This window comes from Streptomyces sp. NPDC059695 (assembly GCF_042733785.1).
Taxonomy (GTDB): Bacteria; Actinomycetota; Actinomycetes; order Streptomycetales; family Streptomycetaceae; genus Streptomyces.
Genome location: NZ_JBHWFF010000007.1, coordinates 126,545 through 144,882, shown reverse-complemented (window position 1 = coordinate 144,882; position 18,338 = coordinate 126,545). Strand labels below are relative to the sequence as shown.

Here is an 18,338-nt window from a genome sequence, read left to right as displayed (position 1 = left end):
TCCCTCCCCGTGGCCACTTTTGATGAGGTGCCGTCAGGGGCGGCGGTAGGAGGGGTGGTGCTGGTGTCGGTCCCATGGGCGGGCGTCCGTTCGAAGTGTCGTCGTACGCCGTGCCTGTAGGTGTCGGCATCACCTGCTCACGCAGGCCACCCGGCTCGAGTCGGGTGTCAAACCGGCGCGTTGGCGTGCGTTCGCCGGGCGTCACGTTCTCGTGCGCTGTTGGCCCGTGGGCGCGGTGGGGCAGCCTGCACCCGCAGCACCGTCGACGAGGAGGCACGTGATGGCCAGCGAGTTCCAGCGGGCGAAGGTCCAGGCGATGTTCGAAGCGTTCGACGTCGACGGCAACGGCTATCTGGAGGAGGGCGACTTCGAGGCGCTGGCGGCGCGGTGGGAGCTGCTGCCGAGGGTGGCGTCCGGACCCGAACTGGCGGCCCGCGTCCGCACGGTGATCATGGGGTGGTGGCAGCACCTGTCTGCCGTCCACGACACCGGCCTCATCGACCGGATCGGCATGGACGAGCTGATGACCATGGTCGACCGCCTTCCCGCCATGCGGCAGGCGGTCACCGCGACGGCCGACGTCATCTTCGACGCGGTCGACGAGAACGCGGACGGCAGCATCTCCCGGAGCGAACACCGGCGGCTGATCGACACGTGGCACGGCCGGAGCATCCCGACCGGCGACGTCTTCGAGCGGCTCGACCAGGATGGCGACGGCCTCCTCAGCCGGCCCGAGTTCGCCCTGCTGTGGACGCAGTTCTGGATCAGCGACGACCCGGCCGAACCCGGCAACCTGATGTGCGGACCCGTCACCGGCGTCCCCACCGACTGAGACAGCGACGAAGCGACTCCGGCTCGCCGTCGAACCACCCCCACGTGAGGCGCCCCCACGTGAGGCGCCCCCACGTGAGGCGCCGCCACGTGGGGCGTGTTCAGCCGAGGTAGGCGGCTGCCGCCGCCTCGACGAAGGGAGGGATCAGCGGGTTGGTGTCGTCCGCGTTCCATGCTGCCACCACGCGGCTGGGGGCCATGTCGGTCAGCGGGACGGCGGTCAGGCCCTCGGGCATGTCGTGGCCGAGGGGGGTCATGCCGACCGTGCCGTTCCACAGCACGGCCTGCCGGCATTCCTGGACCGCCCGTACCACCGGTCCCTCGCGGGGCTCGCCGCCGTTCCAGTACGACCACCAGAGCCGGTCGGTGCCGTCGGGGAACTGGAACCAGGGCCTCCCGGCCAGGTCCGCCAGCCTCAGGTTCTTCCGACACGCGAGCGGGTCGTCCGCACGGAGCACCGCGCCGACCGGGTCGGTGCGCAGCTCGTGCACGTACAGGCCCGTTTCGTCGAAGGGTGCGCGGGTGACGGCGATGTCGACCAGGCCGGCGCGCAGGCCGCAGGTGGGGTCGGTCAGGTCGGCCTCGCGGACGCGGACTTCGATGCCCGGGTGCTGCTCGCGGTAGGCGTCGGCCAGACGCAGCGCGCCGAGGTCGGTGCCGTCCCCGAGGAGCCCGAGGGTGAGGGCCGCGGGGCGGCCGGCCGCGGCGACCACGCGCGCACGCGCCCGGTCGGCGTGGTCGAGGAGGTCGCGGGCTTCCTCCAGCAGGACCGCTCCGGCGGGGGTGAGGGTTGCACCGGTGGCGGAGCGGTTGAGCAGTGTGGTGCCGAGCCTGGTCTCCAGCTGCTTGATCGCCCGGCTCAGCGGGGGCTGGCTGATGTGCAGCCGGGCGGCCGCGCGGCCGAAGTGGAGTTCCTCGGCGACCGCGACGAAGTAGCGCAGCGTTCGTAGCTCCATCCTGCGACGATACCTTCGGGGCATCGGCGGGATCCCACATGGTCTTGGACGGACGCCGTGCCGGGACGGTCCAATCGAAGCATGACCGACGCACCGCTTCGCGGCCCCGCCGTCCACACCGCCGGAGCCCAGGAGCTCGCCCCCGGCCTGCTCGTCGTCCCGGACCGCGGAATCCCGCTCGTACCCAACATCGGCATCATCGGCGGCACGCAGGCCGTCCTCGTCGTCGACACCGGTATGGGCACCGCCAACGCCGAGCAGGTCCTCGCCCTAGCCGACGAGGTGGCCCAGGGCCGCCGTCTCTACCTGACCAGCACGCACTTCCACCCCGAGCACGCCTTCGGCGCACACGTGTTCGCCGGGCAAGCCACCTACCTGGTCAATCGCGCGCAGGCCCGGGACCTGGAGGTGAAGGGGCAGGACTATCTGGAGATGTTCCGCGGCCTCGGCTCCCCCGTCGCCGACCGACTCGACGGCGACGTCCGCGTGCCCACCCCGGACGTAGTCTACGACGACGTCCACGCCCTGGACCTCGGCGGCCGTACCGTCCTGTTGCGGCCCACGGGCCGGGGACACACCAAGGGCGACCAGGTCATCGAGGTACCGGATGCCGGCGCGCTGTTCACCGGCGACCTGGCCGAGACCGCGCATTTCGCGATCTTCCCCTGGTTCCCGCCCCACGACACCGACGTCTCCGGGGTCCGCTGGCTGGCCGTCCTGGAGCAGCTCGCCTCGGCCGGGCACTCGACGGTCATTCCCGGACACGGCGATGTCGGGAGCCCGCAGGTCCTCGCCGACATCCGCGACTACCTGCGCGAGCTGCGTGACGAGACCTGGCGGCGCAAGGACTCGGCGATGGACGAATCCGAGATCACGGCCGAGGTCAGAGCGCTGCTGATCGAACGGCATCCGCGGTGGGCCGGACGGGAGTGGATCGAGAAGGGCGTGAGCTGCCTGTGCGCCGAACTCGCCACCTGACCCGTCCTCCCGACCTTCCCCAGGAGTCCTTCAGTCGGAGGACGGAGGGTTGGGACGGTCGCGGAGCGCGCGGCCCACGAGTACGGCGAGGGGAACCACGACCACGACGTACGCGGCGCAGGCCGCCGCGGCCACAAAGCTGTCGAAGAGTGCGAGGACGAGTCCCCCGAGCACGAGGGCTCCGGCGAGGGTCCAGAAAAACAGGCGCATAGGACATTTAACGAGCGACGCGGCTTTGGGATCTTCAGCGCGTACCAGGACTTCTTGCCGGGAACTTCGTCCTCGACGGCGCCGGTGCCGTGGCGCTTCCTCCGGCCCGACTTGCAGAGCGCCTGGTCGTTGGGCGTCCAGGTCTCTCCCGCCCTTCTCGTACGTGGCATGGTGGAAGTCGGCGTGGTCTGGTGGCCGGACGGGGTGGATGTGGCGTCAGGTCGACAACCGACATGGTCGCTCCGCGCGAGCGCGCGGAGTGCCCCTGAGCTTAGAGGGCCGGTGGAACCCCGTCGTCAGCGGTCACATTCCGATGAAACTGACCGTTTCCGTCATGTCCGCCCGCCCCGAACGCCGCCGAGTTCAGTGCGGCGATCTTCTTGGGCCGCTCGGGGTCGTCACGCTCGATACCCAGCGCTTCGTACCGCTGGGCGGCCGCGGCGGAGAACCGGTCCAGATACGGCGAGGCCAGCTCCTCCGGGTACATCGGGTACTCCCGCTCATCGCCCGGGTCTCCCGCCAGCGCCCTTGCGGTCGCGCGCCGCTTCAGTTCGGCCAGGGGTTCGCCGGTCACGACGAAGACGTGCCACGGCTGGAGATTCCCGCTGGACGGAGCGCGCGTGGCTGCGGTCAGAACCCGTTCGAGCACCTCCTTGGGAACGGGCTCGTCGCTGAACGCCCGCACGGCCCGGCGACTGTCCACGGCCTCGTACACATCCACGTCTTCGCGTCCTCTCCTTCAGCCGGGCCCGTCCACCGTATGCAGACGGTGGGTGCCGGGATCGCCGGGGGAAGTCGGTCGACGTGCCGGGGCCGCGGTCACGCGTGTACCGGGCCCGGGACGAGTCGGATCGTGAGGGTTCAGCGGCGGGTGCCCGTCGGCCGGATGGCGAGGCCTGTCGGCGTGTTCAGGCCTGTGGCCAGGAGGGTCGTCTGGCCACCGCCCGACTCCTGGACACGGACCACGCGGTTGTTGAAACCGTCGGCGATGTACAGGCCGCCGCAGCCGTCGAGCGCGAGGCCGAGAGGGTCGCTGAGGCCGGTGGTGGGAATGGTGGTCTGGCGCCCGTCCTTCACGATCCTCACGACCCGGTTGTTCCCGCTGTCGGCGATGTAGAGGTCGCCCGTGGCGGTGAGTGCCAGGCCGGTCGGCTGGGAGAGGCCGGTGGTGGGAAGCGTCGACTGGCCGCTCCCGTCACCGGCCACCTTGACGACGCGGTCGTTGACGAAGTCGGAGACGTACAGATTCCCGGCGGTGTCCAGCGCCAGCCCCCAGGGGTGCAGCAGCCCCGTGGTCGGAACCGTCGTCTGAATCCCGCTCGTCACGGACACCTTGACGACCCTGTCGTTGAAGCTGTCGGCCACGTAGAGGTTCCCGGCCCGGTCGACGGCGAGTCCCAGTGGACGCGACAGCCCGTCGGTCGGGACAGTGGACTGGCCGCCTCCGTGCGGGGCCATCACGACCACGCGGTTGTTGCCGGTGTCCGACACGTAGAGGCGGCCCTCCGCGTCCGCGGCCATGCCCGTCGGCCGTACGAGCCCCTCGAAGGGGACGGGTGTCGGGTCGCCGCCTCCCGTGGGCAGGCCGACGACCCGGTTGTTGCCGTAGTCGGAGACGTACAAGGACGCGTGCGTGGAGGGCCGGCTTGCCCCCGACGGACTCGCGCCCGCTGCCGCCGTGGGCAGCGTGCACAGTGTCACGAGGCCCACCGCGGCGACGAGCCGACGGGCCCAGCGGCGGGTGGCACCCCCCGTCGAAGGCGCAGACGTCAACGATCCGAACCTGGCCGGCGTACGTGCCATGACTCCCCATCGGGTCTGAGCGGCCGGCCCACTGCCGTACCTGCGCCGACCCTAGGAAGCGGCGGCGGGCGATGCGGGAACCACGCCGCCCGCCCGGCCTCCGGCCACTCCAATGTCGTGGACGCCGGCGCTCACCGTCTCACGGGTTCGCCTGTCGTGAGGCCGCCTTGAACCCTTGGTGCGGAGCCCGCCACGCCCTTGCTCCCGGCCGGCGCCGCCGCAGGCTCTCTGTCGCAGTCGCGCGACAGCACCTCTCGTCGGCTCACAGCGCCTGAGGGAAGTCGAAGAGCCTGTTCGGGTCGTAACGCCTCTTCAGCTCGGTCAGCCGGTGCGCGGCCGCGCCGTAGTACGCGGAGCGCCAGTTGCTCAGACCCGCGTCCGCGTAGTTCTGGTACGCCGCGCCCGAGGCGTACCGGCGCATCGCGGTGTGCGTGCCGTCCAGCCAGGCCGTCTGCGTGGCGCCGGTGCGACCTGAGGGCCAGGAGCCGGTGTACTGCGCCAGGAAGCGCGACTTCCTGTGGACGAAGGCTGTCGCCTGCGGGGAGACGCGGTTGACGGCCCCGCCCAGTGCGGTGAGCGCGACCGAGACGGCACCGCCGCCGCTGCTGCTCCGTCCGTAGCGTTCGACCTGGTCGAGCAGCGCGCGGATGCCGGCCGCGTTCAGCGAGCGGTCGAAGAAGTCCGAGCGCGCCGCGTACGTCTCCCGCTGCAGCACGCCGGTGGGCTGGCGGCCCGGGGTCCTGCCGGGCAGATGGCACTGGGTCGTGGACCTCGTCGAGCAGCCCGCGTACATCCGCATGGTGTCGAGGTAGCCGCGGCGCCGCATGGTGATGCGGGAGGCGGAGCCGGGGCCGCCGGCGCGGTCCGCCAGCCGGTCGACGGCGTTCTGCAGAGCACCGTACGTGCCCAGGGAGAAGCAGCTGATGGAGACGGTGGGCGTCCGGCCGGGCACGGCGGTCAGATGCAGTGCCGACCAGATCTCGTCGGGCTGGGACGGTCCCCACTCCTGCCAGGAGCGGAGCGCGGCGGCGGCCTTCGACCAGGGCCAGGTCATATGGGCGGTGACGCCGTCGGCGGCCTTGTGCGTGCGGAACCGGAGCTCGGTGACGACGCCGAAGTTTCCGTTCCCGGCGCCGCGCAGTGCCCAGAACAGGTCCGTCTCCCGGTCCTTCGACACGTCGAGGGTCCTGCCGTCGGCGGTGACGATGCGGGCACCGGTGAGGTTGTCGGAGGTGAGGCCGTAGGCACGGGAGACCACACCGTGGCCGCCCCCGAGCGTCAGTCCGGAGATGCCGACGGTCGGGCACGAGCCGCCGGGGATGGTGACGCCTCGCGCGCCGAGCTGGCTGTAGACGTCTATGAGCTTGGCGCCCGCCCCGACGACGGCGCTGCCCGAGCCCGTACGAACGGACTTCAGCGCGGAGACGTCGACGACCAGGCGTCCGTTGCCGCTGGACCAGCCGGCGTACGAGTGGCCGCCGTTGCGGATGGCGACGGGCGTTCCGTGGCGGCGGGCGAACGCCAGGCACTCGGTGACGTCCGCGGTGTTGGCCACGTACGCGACTGCGGCGGGACGCAGATGGTCGAAGCGGGTGTTGTACAGCTGACGGGCGGTGGCGTAGTCGGCATCGCCCGGGCGTACCAGGCCGCCCTGGAGACCCCTGCCGAGCGCGGTCCAGTCAGCGGCGCGCGGCGCGGCCGCGCGGCCTCCGGCGGCGGCGGACGCGAAGCCGGGGGTGCCCTGTCGGCTGTGGGAGCCACCGCTGGGCGCGGCGCTCACCTGACCGTTGCCCCAGCCCACCGTCCAGGCGGCGGCCGCCGCGTAGCCGGTACCCGCTGCGAGCAGTGTGCGCCGGTTCATGACGGCCTCCGTTCACGATGCAGTGTTGTCGCTCAGAGAGAGTGCGATGGAGCGGAGTTGGTTCCGTGCGGTGGACGCGTGCGCGTCGTGGGATCGCACGCGGCGCCGTCGTGGCGCGTTTGGCCTTCGAGCCGGCGAGCCCGCTCTTCCTTGCTGCCCGTGACCGAATCGGCTTCGAGGGTCCCAGACTTGTCGTCGTGCGGGCCGGTGGAGAGCGACCGTCACCACCCCGCAGTTGCGCGGCCCGGTCGAGCGGCCGATCACCGCAGGCCGGTGGCAGGCTGGTGGCCCGGCGGCTGAGGCACCCCGGACAGCCGTGCCGTCACCGACACGCACCTCTACGGCACCGCCACCGCACGCCCACGGGGCGCGGCGCGCCGCCTCCGTAGACTGACGCGATGGGGTTCTTCGAACGACTGAACGGCACCAGGCGCCCGGCGAGTGGCGTGGCACCGCTCAACGCGGCCGCTGTCCGCGACGCCATCCTCGCGGTGAGCGGTCCGGAAGCGCCGTATCGCGTGCGGCTCGCCAGTCCTTCGGAGGGCGCCGACCTGATAGCGGACTGGCGCATCCAGCATCGCTCGTCCGGCGAGGACGTGGACCTGCGTCTGAGCATCCGCATGCGGCTGGACCACCACCGGCGCGAGGTGCGGGCCCTCCAGGAGCAGCGGTCGCACACCAGGGGCGGGCTGTCGGCGTCGCGCGAGTACGGTCGCGGGCCCGGGTTCTCGGTGGAGTGGACGTACGAGCGGGGCCCCGACGGCCGTCGCCGCAAGGTCAAGTCGTTCGACACCCGGGACATGAGGAACGCCCTGCGCGAGGCGGTCGTCGGTGCCGGGTGGACATGGCGGCCGCGTCTCGTGAAGCTCTGACCGCCCGCGACGTCCCTGCCCCGCGCCGACCTCAGCCGTTCGGGCGGCGTGTGGTCTCGATCCGACGCGGGCGGGCGCCGGCCGTCGTGGGCTCTGTTCCACTGGGGCGGTGAAGTGGGCGCGGGATGTGGGCGGCGGGGCGGCGCGGGCGGCGGGGCGCTGGATGTTTCCCGAAGGCCACCCCTACGCGGGGCTCGCTCCGCCGCTTCTCGTGCTGACCTTCGTCAGCGGCCTGGTCGACGCGGCGAGCTTCCTGGGGCTCGGCCGGGTCTTCGTGGCCAACATGACCGGCAACGTGGCCTTCCTCGGGTTCGCCCTGTCCGGCGTCGCCCAGCTGTCGGCCCTGGCCTCCGTCGTGGCGCTGACGGGCTTCCTCGCCGGGGCGGTCGCGGGTGGTTCGTGGCGCCGGGGCGTGGAGGCGGGACGGCTCTTCGGGCCGCTGGTCGCCGCGCAGGCCCTCCTGGCCGCGTTCGCGCTCGCCGCCGAGACGGCCGGCTGGGGACGCTACGCCGTTCTGATCCCGCTGGCCTGCGGCATGGGGCTGCAGAACGCCGTCGTGCACCGCCTGGGGGTGCCTGATCTGACCACCACGGTCATGACCCGCACCCTCACCGGGCTGGCGGCGGACCGTGGAGGACGGGCGACCGTACGACGAGGGGTGTCGGTGACGGCGCTCGCCGCGGGCGCGCTGTGCGGCGGGCTGCTGCACTCCCGGAGTGGAGTGGAGGGGGTGGTCGTCGCGGTCCTGGCCCTGTGGCTCGCCGTCGCCCTCGCCGGACTCCGGTGGCACCGGACCCAGGAGCCGCCGGGGAGGTGAGGGGTGTGGCGGCTCCGATCCAGGGGTTGACCGGAGCCGCCACAGAGCACCCGCGACAACGCGGTGCTGACCGTCGGAACATCGGGGCCGCTTGAGGAGGAGGGGGCGCGGCTTCGATGTTCTGTTCGGGCCCGTGGGGCCTCTGTAGTAAATATATATACCGTCGAGTACGCAAGGGCATGAAAATTTTCATGCCAGCAGCCCATCGGGCCGCCTGTCAGTCGTCCAGGAAGATGTCGTGCTGGTCCGCCGCGTGCTCGTACTTCTCGAGCCGCGCCTGCGTACGCTCCGGGTCGGCGTCGGCCATGGCCTGGAGGATGCCCGCGGACAGCACCCCCGGTGCCGCGTACGAGTCGAAGACGAGCCGCGAGCCCGTGCCCGCCGTGAACACCTCGTCGGCCTCGTCGACCAGCGGCCCGAGCGCGAGGTCGGTGATCAGGGCGACGCGCAGCCCGACGCCTCGGGCCGCACGCACGACGGCGAGGGTCTCCTTGGCGTGCCGCGGCATCGCGAAGGCCAGCACCCACATGCCGCCCGCCTCGCGCGCCTGGAGCAGTCCGTCGTAGGCGACGCTGCCACCCCGCGTCACCACCCGCACGTCGGGATGGATGCGCCGCGCCGCGTACGCGAAGTACTCGGCGAGGGAGACGGAGATCCGCAGGCCCACGACCGTCAGCGGAACGGACCGGGCCAGCTCACGGCCGATGCCGACGATCCGGTCGGGGTCGGAGAGGGTCCGCCGCAGCGCCATCAGGTTCTCGATCTCGGCGTCGATCGCCGACTGGAGCTCGTTGCGGTGGAGCTCCTCCCCCTCGTCGGGGGCACCGGCCACCGCGCTGAGCGCGATGGGCTGCAGCGCCTCCCGCAGCGCGGGGTAGCCGCTGAACCCGAGCGAGGAGGCGAACCGGGTCACGGACGGCTGGCTGACCCCCACGCGCTCGGCGAGCTCGGTGATGGACAGGAACGCGGCCTCGGTGAGGTGATCGGTCAGGAACTGGGCGATGCGCCGCTGCGCGGGAGACAGTCGGTGACCGCCGAACAGCGCCCGCACCCGCTCCGCGGGAGAAGCCGCCCTCGCCTCGCCCGCGGCCCCGGGCGGACGCCCGCCCGGCGTGATCGCGGCCGCCTGCGCACGCTCCCGCTGCTCAGATGCCACCGGATGCCTCCTCCTCGTCCCACTGCCGCCCAAGATAGTTCACCAGCGCCACGGCCCCACGAGGACGACCACGCCGTCACCGGGCAGCTCGCCGAACGGAGCGTCGCATCCTGATCTGCGCAGGGGTTGGCGACAGAGGCTGGGCGACCAGGAGGTGCCGCGCTCCGGCCGCCTCGCCGGACGGAGCCGGCGATCACGCCGTCGATGCGGCGCGAGTCCGCAGGAGATCTCGCCAGTCGGCGGGCCAATGGGCCAGCGCGAGCAGGCCCATGACGACGAGGTGGGTCGGCGCGGCCCAGCTCTCCACGGCCGGGTCGTGGTGGACGAGGTGGGTGGTGACCGCGCCGGTCAGCACGAACATCAGCGTCGTCGCCCCCAGGAAGCGGGTACGGCGGTCGGGGATCACGAGCAGGACGGCGGCGGCGCCTTCCAGGGCTCCGACCACGAACCGCATCCACGCGGGGTACCCCCACTCGGCGAACTTCACGGAGTACGCCGAGCTGAACACCGTGTCGCCCGGCCAGTACTTGGTCACGGCGCCCCACGCGAACTCAAGAGCCAGGAACCAGCACAGACCGTTCATCAGCCGCTTCGACATGTTTGCTCCTTCGGGAGGAGTCAGGCAGGGAAGGACCTCCGCACGGCGATCGCGATGCCGTGCGGAGTCCGTGGTCTCGGGGGTCAGCCCTTCAGGGCGGCGATGGCCTTCTCGATGCGCCGCCGGCGCGTCTCGGGCTTCTTCGCGCTTTCGACGGCGCGCACGTGCTCACGCTTGCGGCTGTGGGAGAGGCTGTCGTACGCGGCGCGGGCGGCGGGGTCGTCGTCCAGGGCCCGGGCGAAGTCTTCGGGCTCGACGACGACACGCGGCTCGGTGTCGAGCTCCAGCTCGACCTCGACCTCCTCGCCGATCGTGACACCCGCGGCCTGCCGGTGGGCGTTGCTGAGGCCGAGCAGGTGACGGCCCCGCAGGATGGCGACCCGGCTCTTCCAGGAATGCCCGTGGATCGTGATCGTCACCGGCGGCCGCGCGCCCCCGCCGAGCGCTGCCATCACCTCGGGCGGAACCTCCAGACCCCGCATGGGCTCCGGCGGCTCGACCTGGGCCCGGAACTTCATGATCGTCCTCCTGTCGTTCTCACATCGGTGGGCTTGCGCCGGCCGCTCGGTACGGCGGGGCCGGCGGTCACGACGGCGTGGGGGCGGACGACGCCGCGGCCTCCCAGACGAACCCGTCCAGGTCGGTGAAGGCGTCGGCGGCGCCGCCCAGGACGACGCGGTGCGAGCCGGTGCCGTCGGCCGGGACGCCGAGGTCCTTGGCCAGGGCGCGACGCTTGTAGAGCGCCAGCTTCACCGCGCCGGACCGCCCCGGGGAGAACTCGGCGTACTTGCCGCCGAAGCTCTTCGCCACCGTCAGGCCTCGGCCGACGTAGAACTCCTTGGTGGCCTTCACGTCCTCGACGCCGATGAGCAGCACGGCCTCGTCGATCTCCCGGGTCGCCGAACCGGTGTCCTTCTTCGCCGAGGTCGCGATCTTCCAGATCGTCCCGTCCGGGGCCTGCACGACGCCGCCGTAGCCCCACAGGGACCTCGCGGCCGGCTTCAGCACCGTCGCGCCGGCCTCCACCGCGGCGCCCATGAAGCCGTCGACGGTCGCCGGACCGGACACCGTGAGCGCCAGGGTGAAGCCACGGAATCCCGCGGAGTGCTCCTCGGACGCTCGCAGGCCCACGTACGCGTCGACGCCGAAGGCGCTGTAGAAGCGGCGGGCCTCCTCGACGTCGGCCACCTCGAGAGTGACCGAAGTGAGGGACGCGAGGACTGTGGTGGAAGTGGTGGTTGCCATGCAGGCCACGCTAGGGGCCACCTGGCCACCCGGGCTTCTCGAATCCTGACCGTTCGCGCAGCGGCCGGCCTCCTGCCCGCCGGAACACCGGCACTCCGTCGGTCGGGCCGCCCCCGGAACGCCCTTGGGAGACCACTGACCGGGAGAGGCGTACTTGTCACGGGCCGGTCGAGACACCACAGTGTGACGTCGTGGACACCATCGGTCACTTCGGAAGGTCTGGCTCGGTAGACGGGCCTCAGGGTCCGGGGCCAAGGGGGCCAACGGGGCCAACGGGGCCAACGGGGCCAACGGGAGGAAGCAGGACGAGGACCGTGGCGGGAGCCGGGACGGTGGACCCCTCCCTGACGCTGCCGGTGGAAGCCGTGGCCGCTCTGGGGCACCGGGTCTGGGACATCGTCTCGGGACATCTCGTGCCCGGTGGGCAGGTGTCCCCGGTGGCTTCGCCGAGTTCCGCCGCGGCTGCGGCCCGGCTGCGAGCGGAGCCCCTGCCCGACGTCCCCGCGGACGACCCGCTCGCGCTGGTGGACAAGCTGGGGCAGCTGTTGCGCGAGGGCAACGCCCATCCCGATCATCCGGACTTCCTCGCGTTCGTGCCCGCCCCGCCTGGCCCGCGTCACCCTGCCCAGTGGCGATCCGGCCCACCTGGCGGTCCGCCACGCCGATGTCGTACGGGTCCTCACCGACCGGCGGCTCAGCCGGAGGGCCATGCTCACGACCCCAGGCGGCCCCCGGTGGACCCTCGCCGACCGTGACGAGCCCAGCCTGCTCGGCCTGGACCCGCCGGACCACACCCGTGTCCGTCGACTCTGCGCCCCCGCGTTCCGCCGCGACAGCGTCGACGGCCTCGCGCCTTCCGTCGGCCGCCACGTACACCGGCTCCTGAAGGCGCTTCTGAGTGCGGGCGACGGTCGCCGACCGGTGGACCTGCACAGCATGTTCGCACTCCCGCTGGCCGAAGCGGTCCTGTGCGACGTCCTCGGGGTGAGCTCCGGCCACCGGGCCCCCCTGGCCGAGTGGGCACGCCGGAAGCTGTCTCTGACCTCGCTGCCGCCGGGGCAGGCGCGGGCAGGCCACGAGGCACTGCGCACGCACTGCGCCGGCCTGCTCTTCTCTCCTTCGGATGCCGACGCCCTGGTACCGGGTGGGCTGCTCCACCGCCTTCGGGACGCCCATGTCTCCGGGCTCCTGAGCCGACCGGAGCTCCTCGCGACGACGGTCAACCTGTTCGTGGCCGGGCACGCGACCACGGCCGCCACCCTGACCAACGGCGTCCTCGCCCTGCTCAACCACCCCGACCAGTGGCAGGCCCTCCGCGCGGACCGGTCGCTTCTCGGTCCGGCCGTCGAGGAGATCCTCCGGTTCGACACCATCGCCGATGTCGGACTGCCGCGCCTGGCCGTGGCGGATGTCGCCATCGGGCCGACCACGATCAGGGCCGGGGAAGCCGTCGTCCCGTCCCACGCGCACGCCGGCCGCGACCCCGCCGTCTTCGACCGACCGGACTCCTTCGACATCACGCGCGCACCGGGCCCTCACCTCGCCTTCGGGCACGGCCCCCACCGCTGCATCGGAGCCGGACTCGCCTTCCTGGAGCTGCGTACGGCGATCGGCGCGCTCGTCGACCACGCGCCCGCACTCCGTCTCGCGGAACCCGCCATCGCACTGCCGTTTCCCGGCGGTTCCCTGATCGGCGGAGTCACCCGCCTGCCCCTGTTCGTCGGGCGGTGACCAACAAGGTGCAGTGACGAACGCCCCGATGTCCGGGCCACGCCCCCGTGGTACGTTCCGGAATCAAGGGGCCGACATGGAACAAGCTTCGGAAGCACGTGACGAGTTGGACCGGCTGGGCCGGTCGCTGCGCCGGGACATGGTGTCACTGATCACCGATCTGACCGTCCGTGTCCACCTCCGCCGACTGTCGCTGGACGAGCCGAAGGTCGCCGACCGGCGCGAGCCTCTGTGCTACCACTACGCGGCGGAGTACCAGGGAAGACGTCCCGCCTCCGTCACGGCTGCCGAGACGGTCGCCCGCGCGACCTCGTCTCTCCGTGCGGCCGGTTGGGAGGTCACGCCATCGCAGGAGTACGACGACGAGATCCTCTGGACCGTAATCGTCGCTGTCCGGGACGGCAACCGGATCCGCATCGTGGCGAGCGACGACACACCCGCCGTGGGGTTCCGCGGACGGACGCCGGTGCGGAACCTGGCTCCGCCGCCGCCCGTCCAGCATCCGAAGCCGTCGCCGGAGCCGGTGCCGTCGCCGGAGCCAGGACCGGAGCCGGAGCCGGAGCCGGAGCCAGAGCCGGAGCCGGTGCGAACGCCCGCGACCCTCACCCCTGGTCACGTCCTCTGCTACGAGTGCGACGGCCTCGGCTGGTGTCCCGGATGCGGTGGGCGTGGGTGGCTGCTCGACCGGACCCACCGGCGGAAGCGGTGCGGCACATGCGCCACCCGGAAGGTCTGTCCGATCTGCCAGGGTGCCGGTCAGCTGAGCACGTCCGATCTGTCGCCGTACCAGCGCCGCTGCTTCCCGGAGCTGGACCGTCGCACCGACTGACCGTCAGGGCTCACATCCGGGACCTCAGTACATCGACCTCGCAGCCCGGAGCGAACGGGTCGAAGCCGTGGTCGACCAGCCAGCGCACCGCCAGCAGGCTCCGCACCGACCACCAGGCGTGGATCACGTCGAGGTCGACGTCGGCGCCGTATCCGGCGAGGACGTCGTCGAGGTGATCCTCGTGTCCGAGGAGGAAGGTGGCGAGGTCGTACAGGGCGTCACCGTGTCCCGCCTCGGACCAGTCGATGATGCCCGTGACCTCGTCGCCGTCGACGAAGACGTGCGCGATCTGCAGGTCGCCGTGTGTGAAGGCCGGAGTCCACGGCCGCAGCGCGGCCTCGGCGACCCGGCGGTTACGGCCGACCAGGTCGGCGGGCAGGAGGCCGCTCGTCACGAGCGACGCGCACTCCTCGTCGAGTTCCGCCGCCAGCGCGGCGATGCTCCGCCCGGCCCGGCCGGGCCAGGGCGGCGGCGGCGCGTCATGCAGCGTGCGGAGGGCGGCGCCCGCCGCGGCCCAGGCCTCCGACGACCCGGTCGACGGCCCGCCGAGACTCCCGAGCGTCGTCCCGGGGAGCGCGGAGATGGCGAGCACGGGCGGTTTGCGCCACAGGACCTTCGGGGTCGGGACCGGCGCGCGGGCCATCGCCTCGACCTCGACGTCGATGCGCGCCTGATCGGCGTCGACTTTCAGGAACACGTCGCCGACGCGCAGGGTCGCCCGCTCGGAATGGGCGACGACGACCTCGACCTCATCCATGGGCGACGAGTATCACGAAAGGGAGCGGCGACGTCACCGATTTCCTGGCGCGGGACGTGCCCGCGCAGCCCCACGGACGGCGGTGCGCGGCCCGTCGTCCCTGTGCGCGCTGCCGTAGCCGTGCTCGTCGGGGTGGCGGGCCAGACGGGCCATCGCCCACGCCGCCCCGGCCTCCGTCCCCTCACCGAGGTCGGCGGCCAGGCGCCGGGCCTGCCGTGTCGTTCGCGGGGCGAGCGCCCACCGGACGAGGGGGAAGCGGAGCCTCGCCCTGCCGGTCTCCGCCGTCGGGTCGGTCTCGGTGGGGAGGGCGGCGGGACGCGTGTCAGGACCGGTCAGCGCCGCGCGTGCGACACCGGTCCGGACTCCGCCGGCGGCCTCGCCGCCGTCCGGGCCACCCCGCACCGCCGTTCCCCCTCCGCTCGCGCTACTTGCTCGCCGCGAAGCGCATCAGGGCGTGCTCGTCGCCCTGCTTGATCTTGCCCGTCTGGTTGATCACTTCGAGCTTCCAGCTGCTTCCGGCACGTACGGCCTTGGCCACGGCACAGCCGTTGTCGTTGGTGAGCAGGCTCGGCCAGATGTCGGCCACCTGCTGCGAGCTGCCGCCGGTCGCGTCGTACACCTTGAAGCTGATGTTGCGCGCCTGCTGGAACGAGCTGCCCTTCTTGTACGCGGCGGCCACGAACACGATCGAGGTCACGTGGGCCGGGATCCGTGCGAACTCGACGGTCACCGTCTCGTCGTCGCCGTCCCCGTGACCGGTCTGGTTGTCGCCGCTGTGGATCAGGGAGCCGTTGCCCATGGGGTCCAGGGAGTCGAGACCGGCCAGGCGCACCGGGTCCGCGCCGTGCATCGCGATGGCGATCAGGTCGAGGTCCGTGCCCTTCTTGCGGCGGAGCTTGCCCATCACCCCGCCACTGCTTCCGGCCGTGGGGTCCCAGGACACGCCTATGGACATGTGGGTCACCCCGTCCAGGTCCGCCGGGCCGTCTTCCTTCGTGAGCGTCATCATGCGTGGATCATCCTCTTCGCTACGGCATCGCGGAATGCGAACAGCACACGAGGCATGTGGTGTTCTCCCTCCCGTACGCCGGCCGCAGTCCGTCCTCTGTCTTCTGTCTTGTGTCCGTCGTCCGCTCCGCGGCTCGGCTCAGTCGCGCGAGTTGCCGAACAGGATCCGATACCCGATGAGCAGGACGAAGGAGCCGGCGATGGCCGCTCCCCACGTGGCGAGATCGAAGAACTCGTTCGCCACGGGCCGGTCGAGCAGGCGTGCGGAGAGCCAGCCGCCGACGAACGCTCCGGCGATGCCGATGAGGGTCGTGACGATCAGACCTCCCGGGTCCCGTCCGGGAAGCAGGAGCTTGGCTATGGCTCCGGCGACGAGCCCGAGGATGATCCAGCTGATGAAGCCCACGGCGGTGTCCTCTCTTCCTGCGCCGACGACGGACCTGGCCCGCCCCCGGCGACGCTGTATGGCGCAGTTGCGCAACTTTCTTGGCTGGAATGACGCGCCCGGGGCGAGGAAGGTTGCGACCAGCCCCTCACGCGCGGCCCATCGGCCCTACCGCGCCTCGGACCGGCCGCCTTCGCCCGTACCGGGGGAAGGGGCCGAGGCGGGGGCGGCTTCCGCGCCGTCCTCGCGCATGGCCCGCGTCTCGCTCTTGAGGATGCGCAGGGACTTGCCCAGGGATCTTGCCGTGTCCGGCAGTCTCTTCGATCCGAACAGGACGATGAACGCGATCGCCACGAGCAGCAGATGCCACGGTTCCAGTGCGTTGCGGAGCACTTGGCCACTCTCCCCACTTGTCCACTCCGAGCGCATGACCGTCCGGTTCCGTTCGGATCCGGACTCCATGCTTGCCATATTGCGCAACTGTACAACTGAGCGGAGCCCGTCACGCTCTCCCCGCGCCGGAGCGGTACGTGACGGACCTCACGATATTTTAGGAGTTGCGCAACCTTTAAAGTTGCCTCATGGGGACGAGTGACATGACGGCCCGCCGGAGCGCCGTGCTCCTGGGCGGGCCCGCAGACGGGGTGCGGGTGACGGTGGCCGGGCGGCCGCTCATGCTGCAGGTGACCTACCCGTGCACGGTCGAGGAAACCGCCGCCGGAGTACGGGTCGAGGCGATCCACGTGTACCGGCTCGACGGGACGTCCGGGGACGGGCCCCTGCGGTACGGGTACGACCCCGCCAGTCCGTAGGCACGGGCTCGGGGAGCGTCCGTCGGCTGCGGCCTGCCCTGCCGGATCGCGCAGCCCCGCAACTTTTCCGGGGGGATCCGCCGTCCTCCTCACATGGGGTCGGGACGAATGAGGGCACACACATGACAGGCGGAAACCGCAGCACGCAGGCACGCCGGTCCGCGACATCGGGCACGGTCCGCAGGCGCGGCCGGGCCGGACGTCTCCTCGTCACGGCGCTGGCGCTCCTCGTGCTGGCGACCGCCGGGGTGGGCTGGGTCTATCTCAAGCTGAACGGTGACATCAGCACCTTCGGCGCCGACGGCCTCTCCGACGACCGGCCGGCCGGCTCCGACAAGGGACAGAACGTCCTGGTCATAGGCTCGGACACGCGGACCGGTGGGAACAGCGACCTCGGGGGCGGCGACAAGAACGACATCGGCCGCTCCGACACCGCCTTCCTCCTGCACGTGTACGCGGACCAGAAGCACGCGGTCGCCGTGTCGTTCCCCCGCGACTCCCTCGTGGACATCCCGCGGTGCCGGCTCCCCGACGGCACGTGGACTCGGCCGCGCAGCAACGCCATGTTCAACTCGGCCTTCTCCGTGGGCCAGACCGCCGAGGGAAATCCGGCGTGCACGCAGAACACCGTCGAGAAGCTGACGGGGCTGCGCGTGGACCACACCGTCGTCGTCGACTTCAAGGGCTTCGCCGCCCTGACCGACGTCGTGGACGGCGTGCGGGTGTGCCTGCCCCACGACGTGTACCAGAAGGACCTGAACCCGAAGCGCGCGTCCCGGGGCGAGCGCATCTTCGCCAAGGGCGAGCAGACCGTCTCCGGGCAGAAGGCGCTGGACTACGTGCGGCTGCGCCACGGGATCGGTGACGGCTCCGACATCGGCCGGATCAAGCGTCAGCAGGCGTTCGTGGCCGGCCTGCTCAAGAAGGTCAAGAGCGACGGCCTCACCCCGACCAGGCTGCTGCCCCTGGCGAACGCGGCGACCGACTCCCTGACCGTGGACCCCGGCCTCGGCTCCGCCGACAAGCTGATCTCGTTCGCGATGTCGCTGAAGGACGTCGATCTGCACGACACGAAGTTCGTCACCGTGCCCTGGCGCTACCAGGGAGCCCGCGTCGCGATCGTCGAGCCCGAGGCGGACGCCCTCTGGACGGCCCTGAAGGCCGACCGCACCCTGGACGGCCAGAACGCGAGCGGCCATCCGGCGGCGAGCTCGGGGAACGGCGGCGCGGGCACGACGCCGACCGCCGGTACGTCCCCCTCGCCGGTCTCCGGAGAAGGCATCTCCGTCGCCGTCTACAACGGCACCCGGACCCGTGGTCTGGCCGCCCGGGCCGCCGAGAGGCTGAGGACCGCGGGCTTCACCGTCACGAGTACGGCCACGGCGAGCACCCAGGACCACGTCGGCACCGTGATCGAGTACGGCGCCGCAGGGAAGGACCAGGCCGAGACGGTCGCCCGGTTCTTCGCCTCCGCCGAGCTGCGGCCCGT

The 18,338-nt window shown here is 71.7% G+C and carries 20 protein-coding genes and 2 pseudogenes; 8 read left to right on the top strand and 14 right to left on the bottom strand.

Annotated features, from left to right (window positions below):
* Positions 1-280 precede the first annotated feature (280 nt).
* Positions 281-832 (top strand): EF-hand domain-containing protein, encoded by a 552-nt coding sequence (locus ACFV2S_RS11415; protein WP_385556476.1) that lies wholly within the window; start codon positions 281-283, stop codon positions 830-832.
* 100 nt (positions 833-932) lie between these two features.
* Here ACFV2S_RS11415 and ACFV2S_RS11410 read toward each other — a convergent pair whose 3' ends face one another.
* The gene (locus tag ACFV2S_RS11410) at positions 933-1,787 is read right to left on the bottom strand and encodes a LysR substrate-binding domain-containing protein (RefSeq protein WP_385556474.1); all 855 of its coding nucleotides are present in this window, start codon (positions 1,785-1,787) and stop codon (positions 933-935) included.
* A gap of 81 nt (positions 1,788-1,868) precedes the next feature.
* Between ACFV2S_RS11410 and ACFV2S_RS11405 the strand changes: the two genes are divergently transcribed.
* Complete coding sequence (locus tag ACFV2S_RS11405) at positions 1,869-2,765, top strand: MBL fold metallo-hydrolase (RefSeq protein WP_385556472.1); 897 nt, start codon at positions 1,869-1,871, stop codon at positions 2,763-2,765.
* 30 nt (positions 2,766-2,795) lie between these two features.
* Here the strand turns inward: ACFV2S_RS11405 and ACFV2S_RS11400 are convergent, their stop codons facing one another.
* The 4 genes and pseudogenes from ACFV2S_RS11400 to ACFV2S_RS11385 form a co-directional block, all read right to left on the bottom strand.
* Complete coding sequence (locus ACFV2S_RS11400) at positions 2,796-2,975, bottom strand: hypothetical protein (protein ID WP_385556470.1); 180 nt, start codon at positions 2,973-2,975, stop codon at positions 2,796-2,798.
* Between the two features lie 343 nt (positions 2,976-3,318).
* Positions 3,319-3,696 (bottom strand): annotated as a pseudogene (locus ACFV2S_RS11395) (nitroreductase family protein); the annotation flags it as partial.
* 140 nt (positions 3,697-3,836) lie between these two features.
* A complete protein-coding gene (locus ACFV2S_RS11390) occupies positions 3,837-4,598 on the bottom strand; it encodes a hypothetical protein (RefSeq protein WP_385556468.1) in 762 nt (253 codons plus the stop codon).
* 442 nt (positions 4,599-5,040) lie between these two features.
* Complete coding sequence (locus ACFV2S_RS11385) at positions 5,041-6,639, bottom strand: FAD-binding oxidoreductase (RefSeq protein ID WP_385556466.1); 1,599 nt, start codon at positions 6,637-6,639, stop codon at positions 5,041-5,043.
* 398 nt (positions 6,640-7,037) lie between these two features.
* On the opposite strand from ACFV2S_RS11385, the gene ACFV2S_RS11380 reads away from it, so the two are divergent.
* Together ACFV2S_RS11380 and ACFV2S_RS11375 are read left to right on the top strand one after the other, a co-directional pair.
* Positions 7,038-7,511, top strand: a complete 474-nt coding sequence (locus tag ACFV2S_RS11380; protein ID WP_385556464.1) for a hypothetical protein — start codon at positions 7,038-7,040, stop codon at positions 7,509-7,511.
* 163 nt (positions 7,512-7,674) lie between these two features.
* Complete coding sequence (locus ACFV2S_RS11375; protein ID WP_385556462.1) at positions 7,675-8,328, top strand: YoaK family protein; 654 nt, start codon at positions 7,675-7,677, stop codon at positions 8,326-8,328.
* A 217-nt stretch (positions 8,329-8,545) separates the two neighbouring features.
* On the opposite strand, the gene ACFV2S_RS11370 is transcribed toward ACFV2S_RS11375, so the two are convergent.
* The 4 genes from ACFV2S_RS11370 to ACFV2S_RS11355 all read right to left on the bottom strand — a co-directional run bounded on the left by ACFV2S_RS11370 (position 8,546) and on the right by ACFV2S_RS11355 (position 11,327).
* Complete coding sequence (locus ACFV2S_RS11370) at positions 8,546-9,484, bottom strand: MurR/RpiR family transcriptional regulator (RefSeq protein ID WP_385556460.1); 939 nt, start codon at positions 9,482-9,484, stop codon at positions 8,546-8,548.
* A 193-nt stretch (positions 9,485-9,677) separates the two neighbouring features.
* Entirely contained in the window at positions 9,678-10,082 is a 405-nt protein-coding gene (locus ACFV2S_RS11365; protein WP_385556458.1) for a DoxX family protein, read from the bottom strand.
* A gap of 83 nt (positions 10,083-10,165) precedes the next feature.
* Entirely contained in the window at positions 10,166-10,600 is a 435-nt protein-coding gene (locus ACFV2S_RS11360; RefSeq protein WP_385556456.1) for a YdeI/OmpD-associated family protein, read from the bottom strand.
* 67 nt (positions 10,601-10,667) lie between these two features.
* Complete coding sequence (locus ACFV2S_RS11355; RefSeq protein ID WP_385556454.1) at positions 10,668-11,327, bottom strand: glyoxalase; 660 nt, start codon at positions 11,325-11,327, stop codon at positions 10,668-10,670.
* Positions 11,328-12,035: 708 nt separating this feature from the next.
* Between ACFV2S_RS11355 and ACFV2S_RS11350 the strand changes: the two genes are divergently transcribed.
* Both ACFV2S_RS11350 and ACFV2S_RS11345 read left to right on the top strand, forming a co-directional pair.
* Positions 12,036-13,058: a cytochrome P450 gene (locus ACFV2S_RS11350; RefSeq protein ID WP_385556452.1), complete on the top strand. Its 1,023-nt coding sequence runs from the start codon at positions 12,036-12,038 to the stop codon at positions 13,056-13,058.
* 76 nt (positions 13,059-13,134) lie between these two features.
* On the top strand, positions 13,135-13,887 hold the full coding sequence (locus tag ACFV2S_RS11345) for a hypothetical protein (RefSeq protein WP_385556450.1): 753 nt from the start codon (positions 13,135-13,137) through the stop codon (positions 13,885-13,887).
* 10 nt (positions 13,888-13,897) lie between these two features.
* On the opposite strand, the gene ACFV2S_RS11340 is transcribed toward ACFV2S_RS11345, so the two are convergent.
* The 5 genes from ACFV2S_RS11340 to tatA all read right to left on the bottom strand — a co-directional run bounded on the left by ACFV2S_RS11340 (position 13,898) and on the right by tatA (position 16,430).
* Entirely contained in the window at positions 13,898-14,644 is a 747-nt protein-coding gene (locus ACFV2S_RS11340) for a phosphotransferase family protein (RefSeq protein ID WP_385556448.1), read from the bottom strand.
* 33 nt (positions 14,645-14,677) lie between these two features.
* Positions 14,678-15,046, bottom strand: a complete 369-nt coding sequence (locus ACFV2S_RS11335; RefSeq protein WP_385556446.1) for a hypothetical protein — start codon at positions 15,044-15,046, stop codon at positions 14,678-14,680.
* Between the two features lie 22 nt (positions 15,047-15,068).
* Positions 15,069-15,653: a TerD family protein gene (locus tag ACFV2S_RS11330; protein ID WP_385556444.1), complete on the bottom strand. Its 585-nt coding sequence runs from the start codon at positions 15,651-15,653 to the stop codon at positions 15,069-15,071.
* A 138-nt stretch (positions 15,654-15,791) separates the two neighbouring features.
* Positions 15,792-16,058, bottom strand: a complete 267-nt coding sequence (locus ACFV2S_RS11325; protein ID WP_383784807.1) for a GlsB/YeaQ/YmgE family stress response membrane protein — start codon at positions 16,056-16,058, stop codon at positions 15,792-15,794.
* 147 nt (positions 16,059-16,205) lie between these two features.
* The gene (gene tatA, locus ACFV2S_RS11320) at positions 16,206-16,430 is read right to left on the bottom strand and encodes a Sec-independent protein translocase subunit TatA (RefSeq protein ID WP_385556442.1); all 225 of its coding nucleotides are present in this window, start codon (positions 16,428-16,430) and stop codon (positions 16,206-16,208) included.
* A gap of 188 nt (positions 16,431-16,618) precedes the next feature.
* Between tatA and ACFV2S_RS11315 the strand changes: the two genes are divergently transcribed.
* Both ACFV2S_RS11315 and ACFV2S_RS11310 read left to right on the top strand, forming a co-directional pair.
* Positions 16,619-16,849 carry a hypothetical protein gene (locus ACFV2S_RS11315; protein ID WP_383784813.1) on the top strand — a complete coding sequence of 77 codons (231 nt, stop codon included), beginning with the start codon at positions 16,619-16,621 and terminating at the stop codon, positions 16,847-16,849.
* Between the two features lie 122 nt (positions 16,850-16,971).
* Positions 16,972-18,318 (top strand): annotated as a pseudogene (locus ACFV2S_RS11310) (LCP family protein); the annotation flags it as partial.
* Positions 18,319-18,338 lie beyond the last annotated feature (20 nt).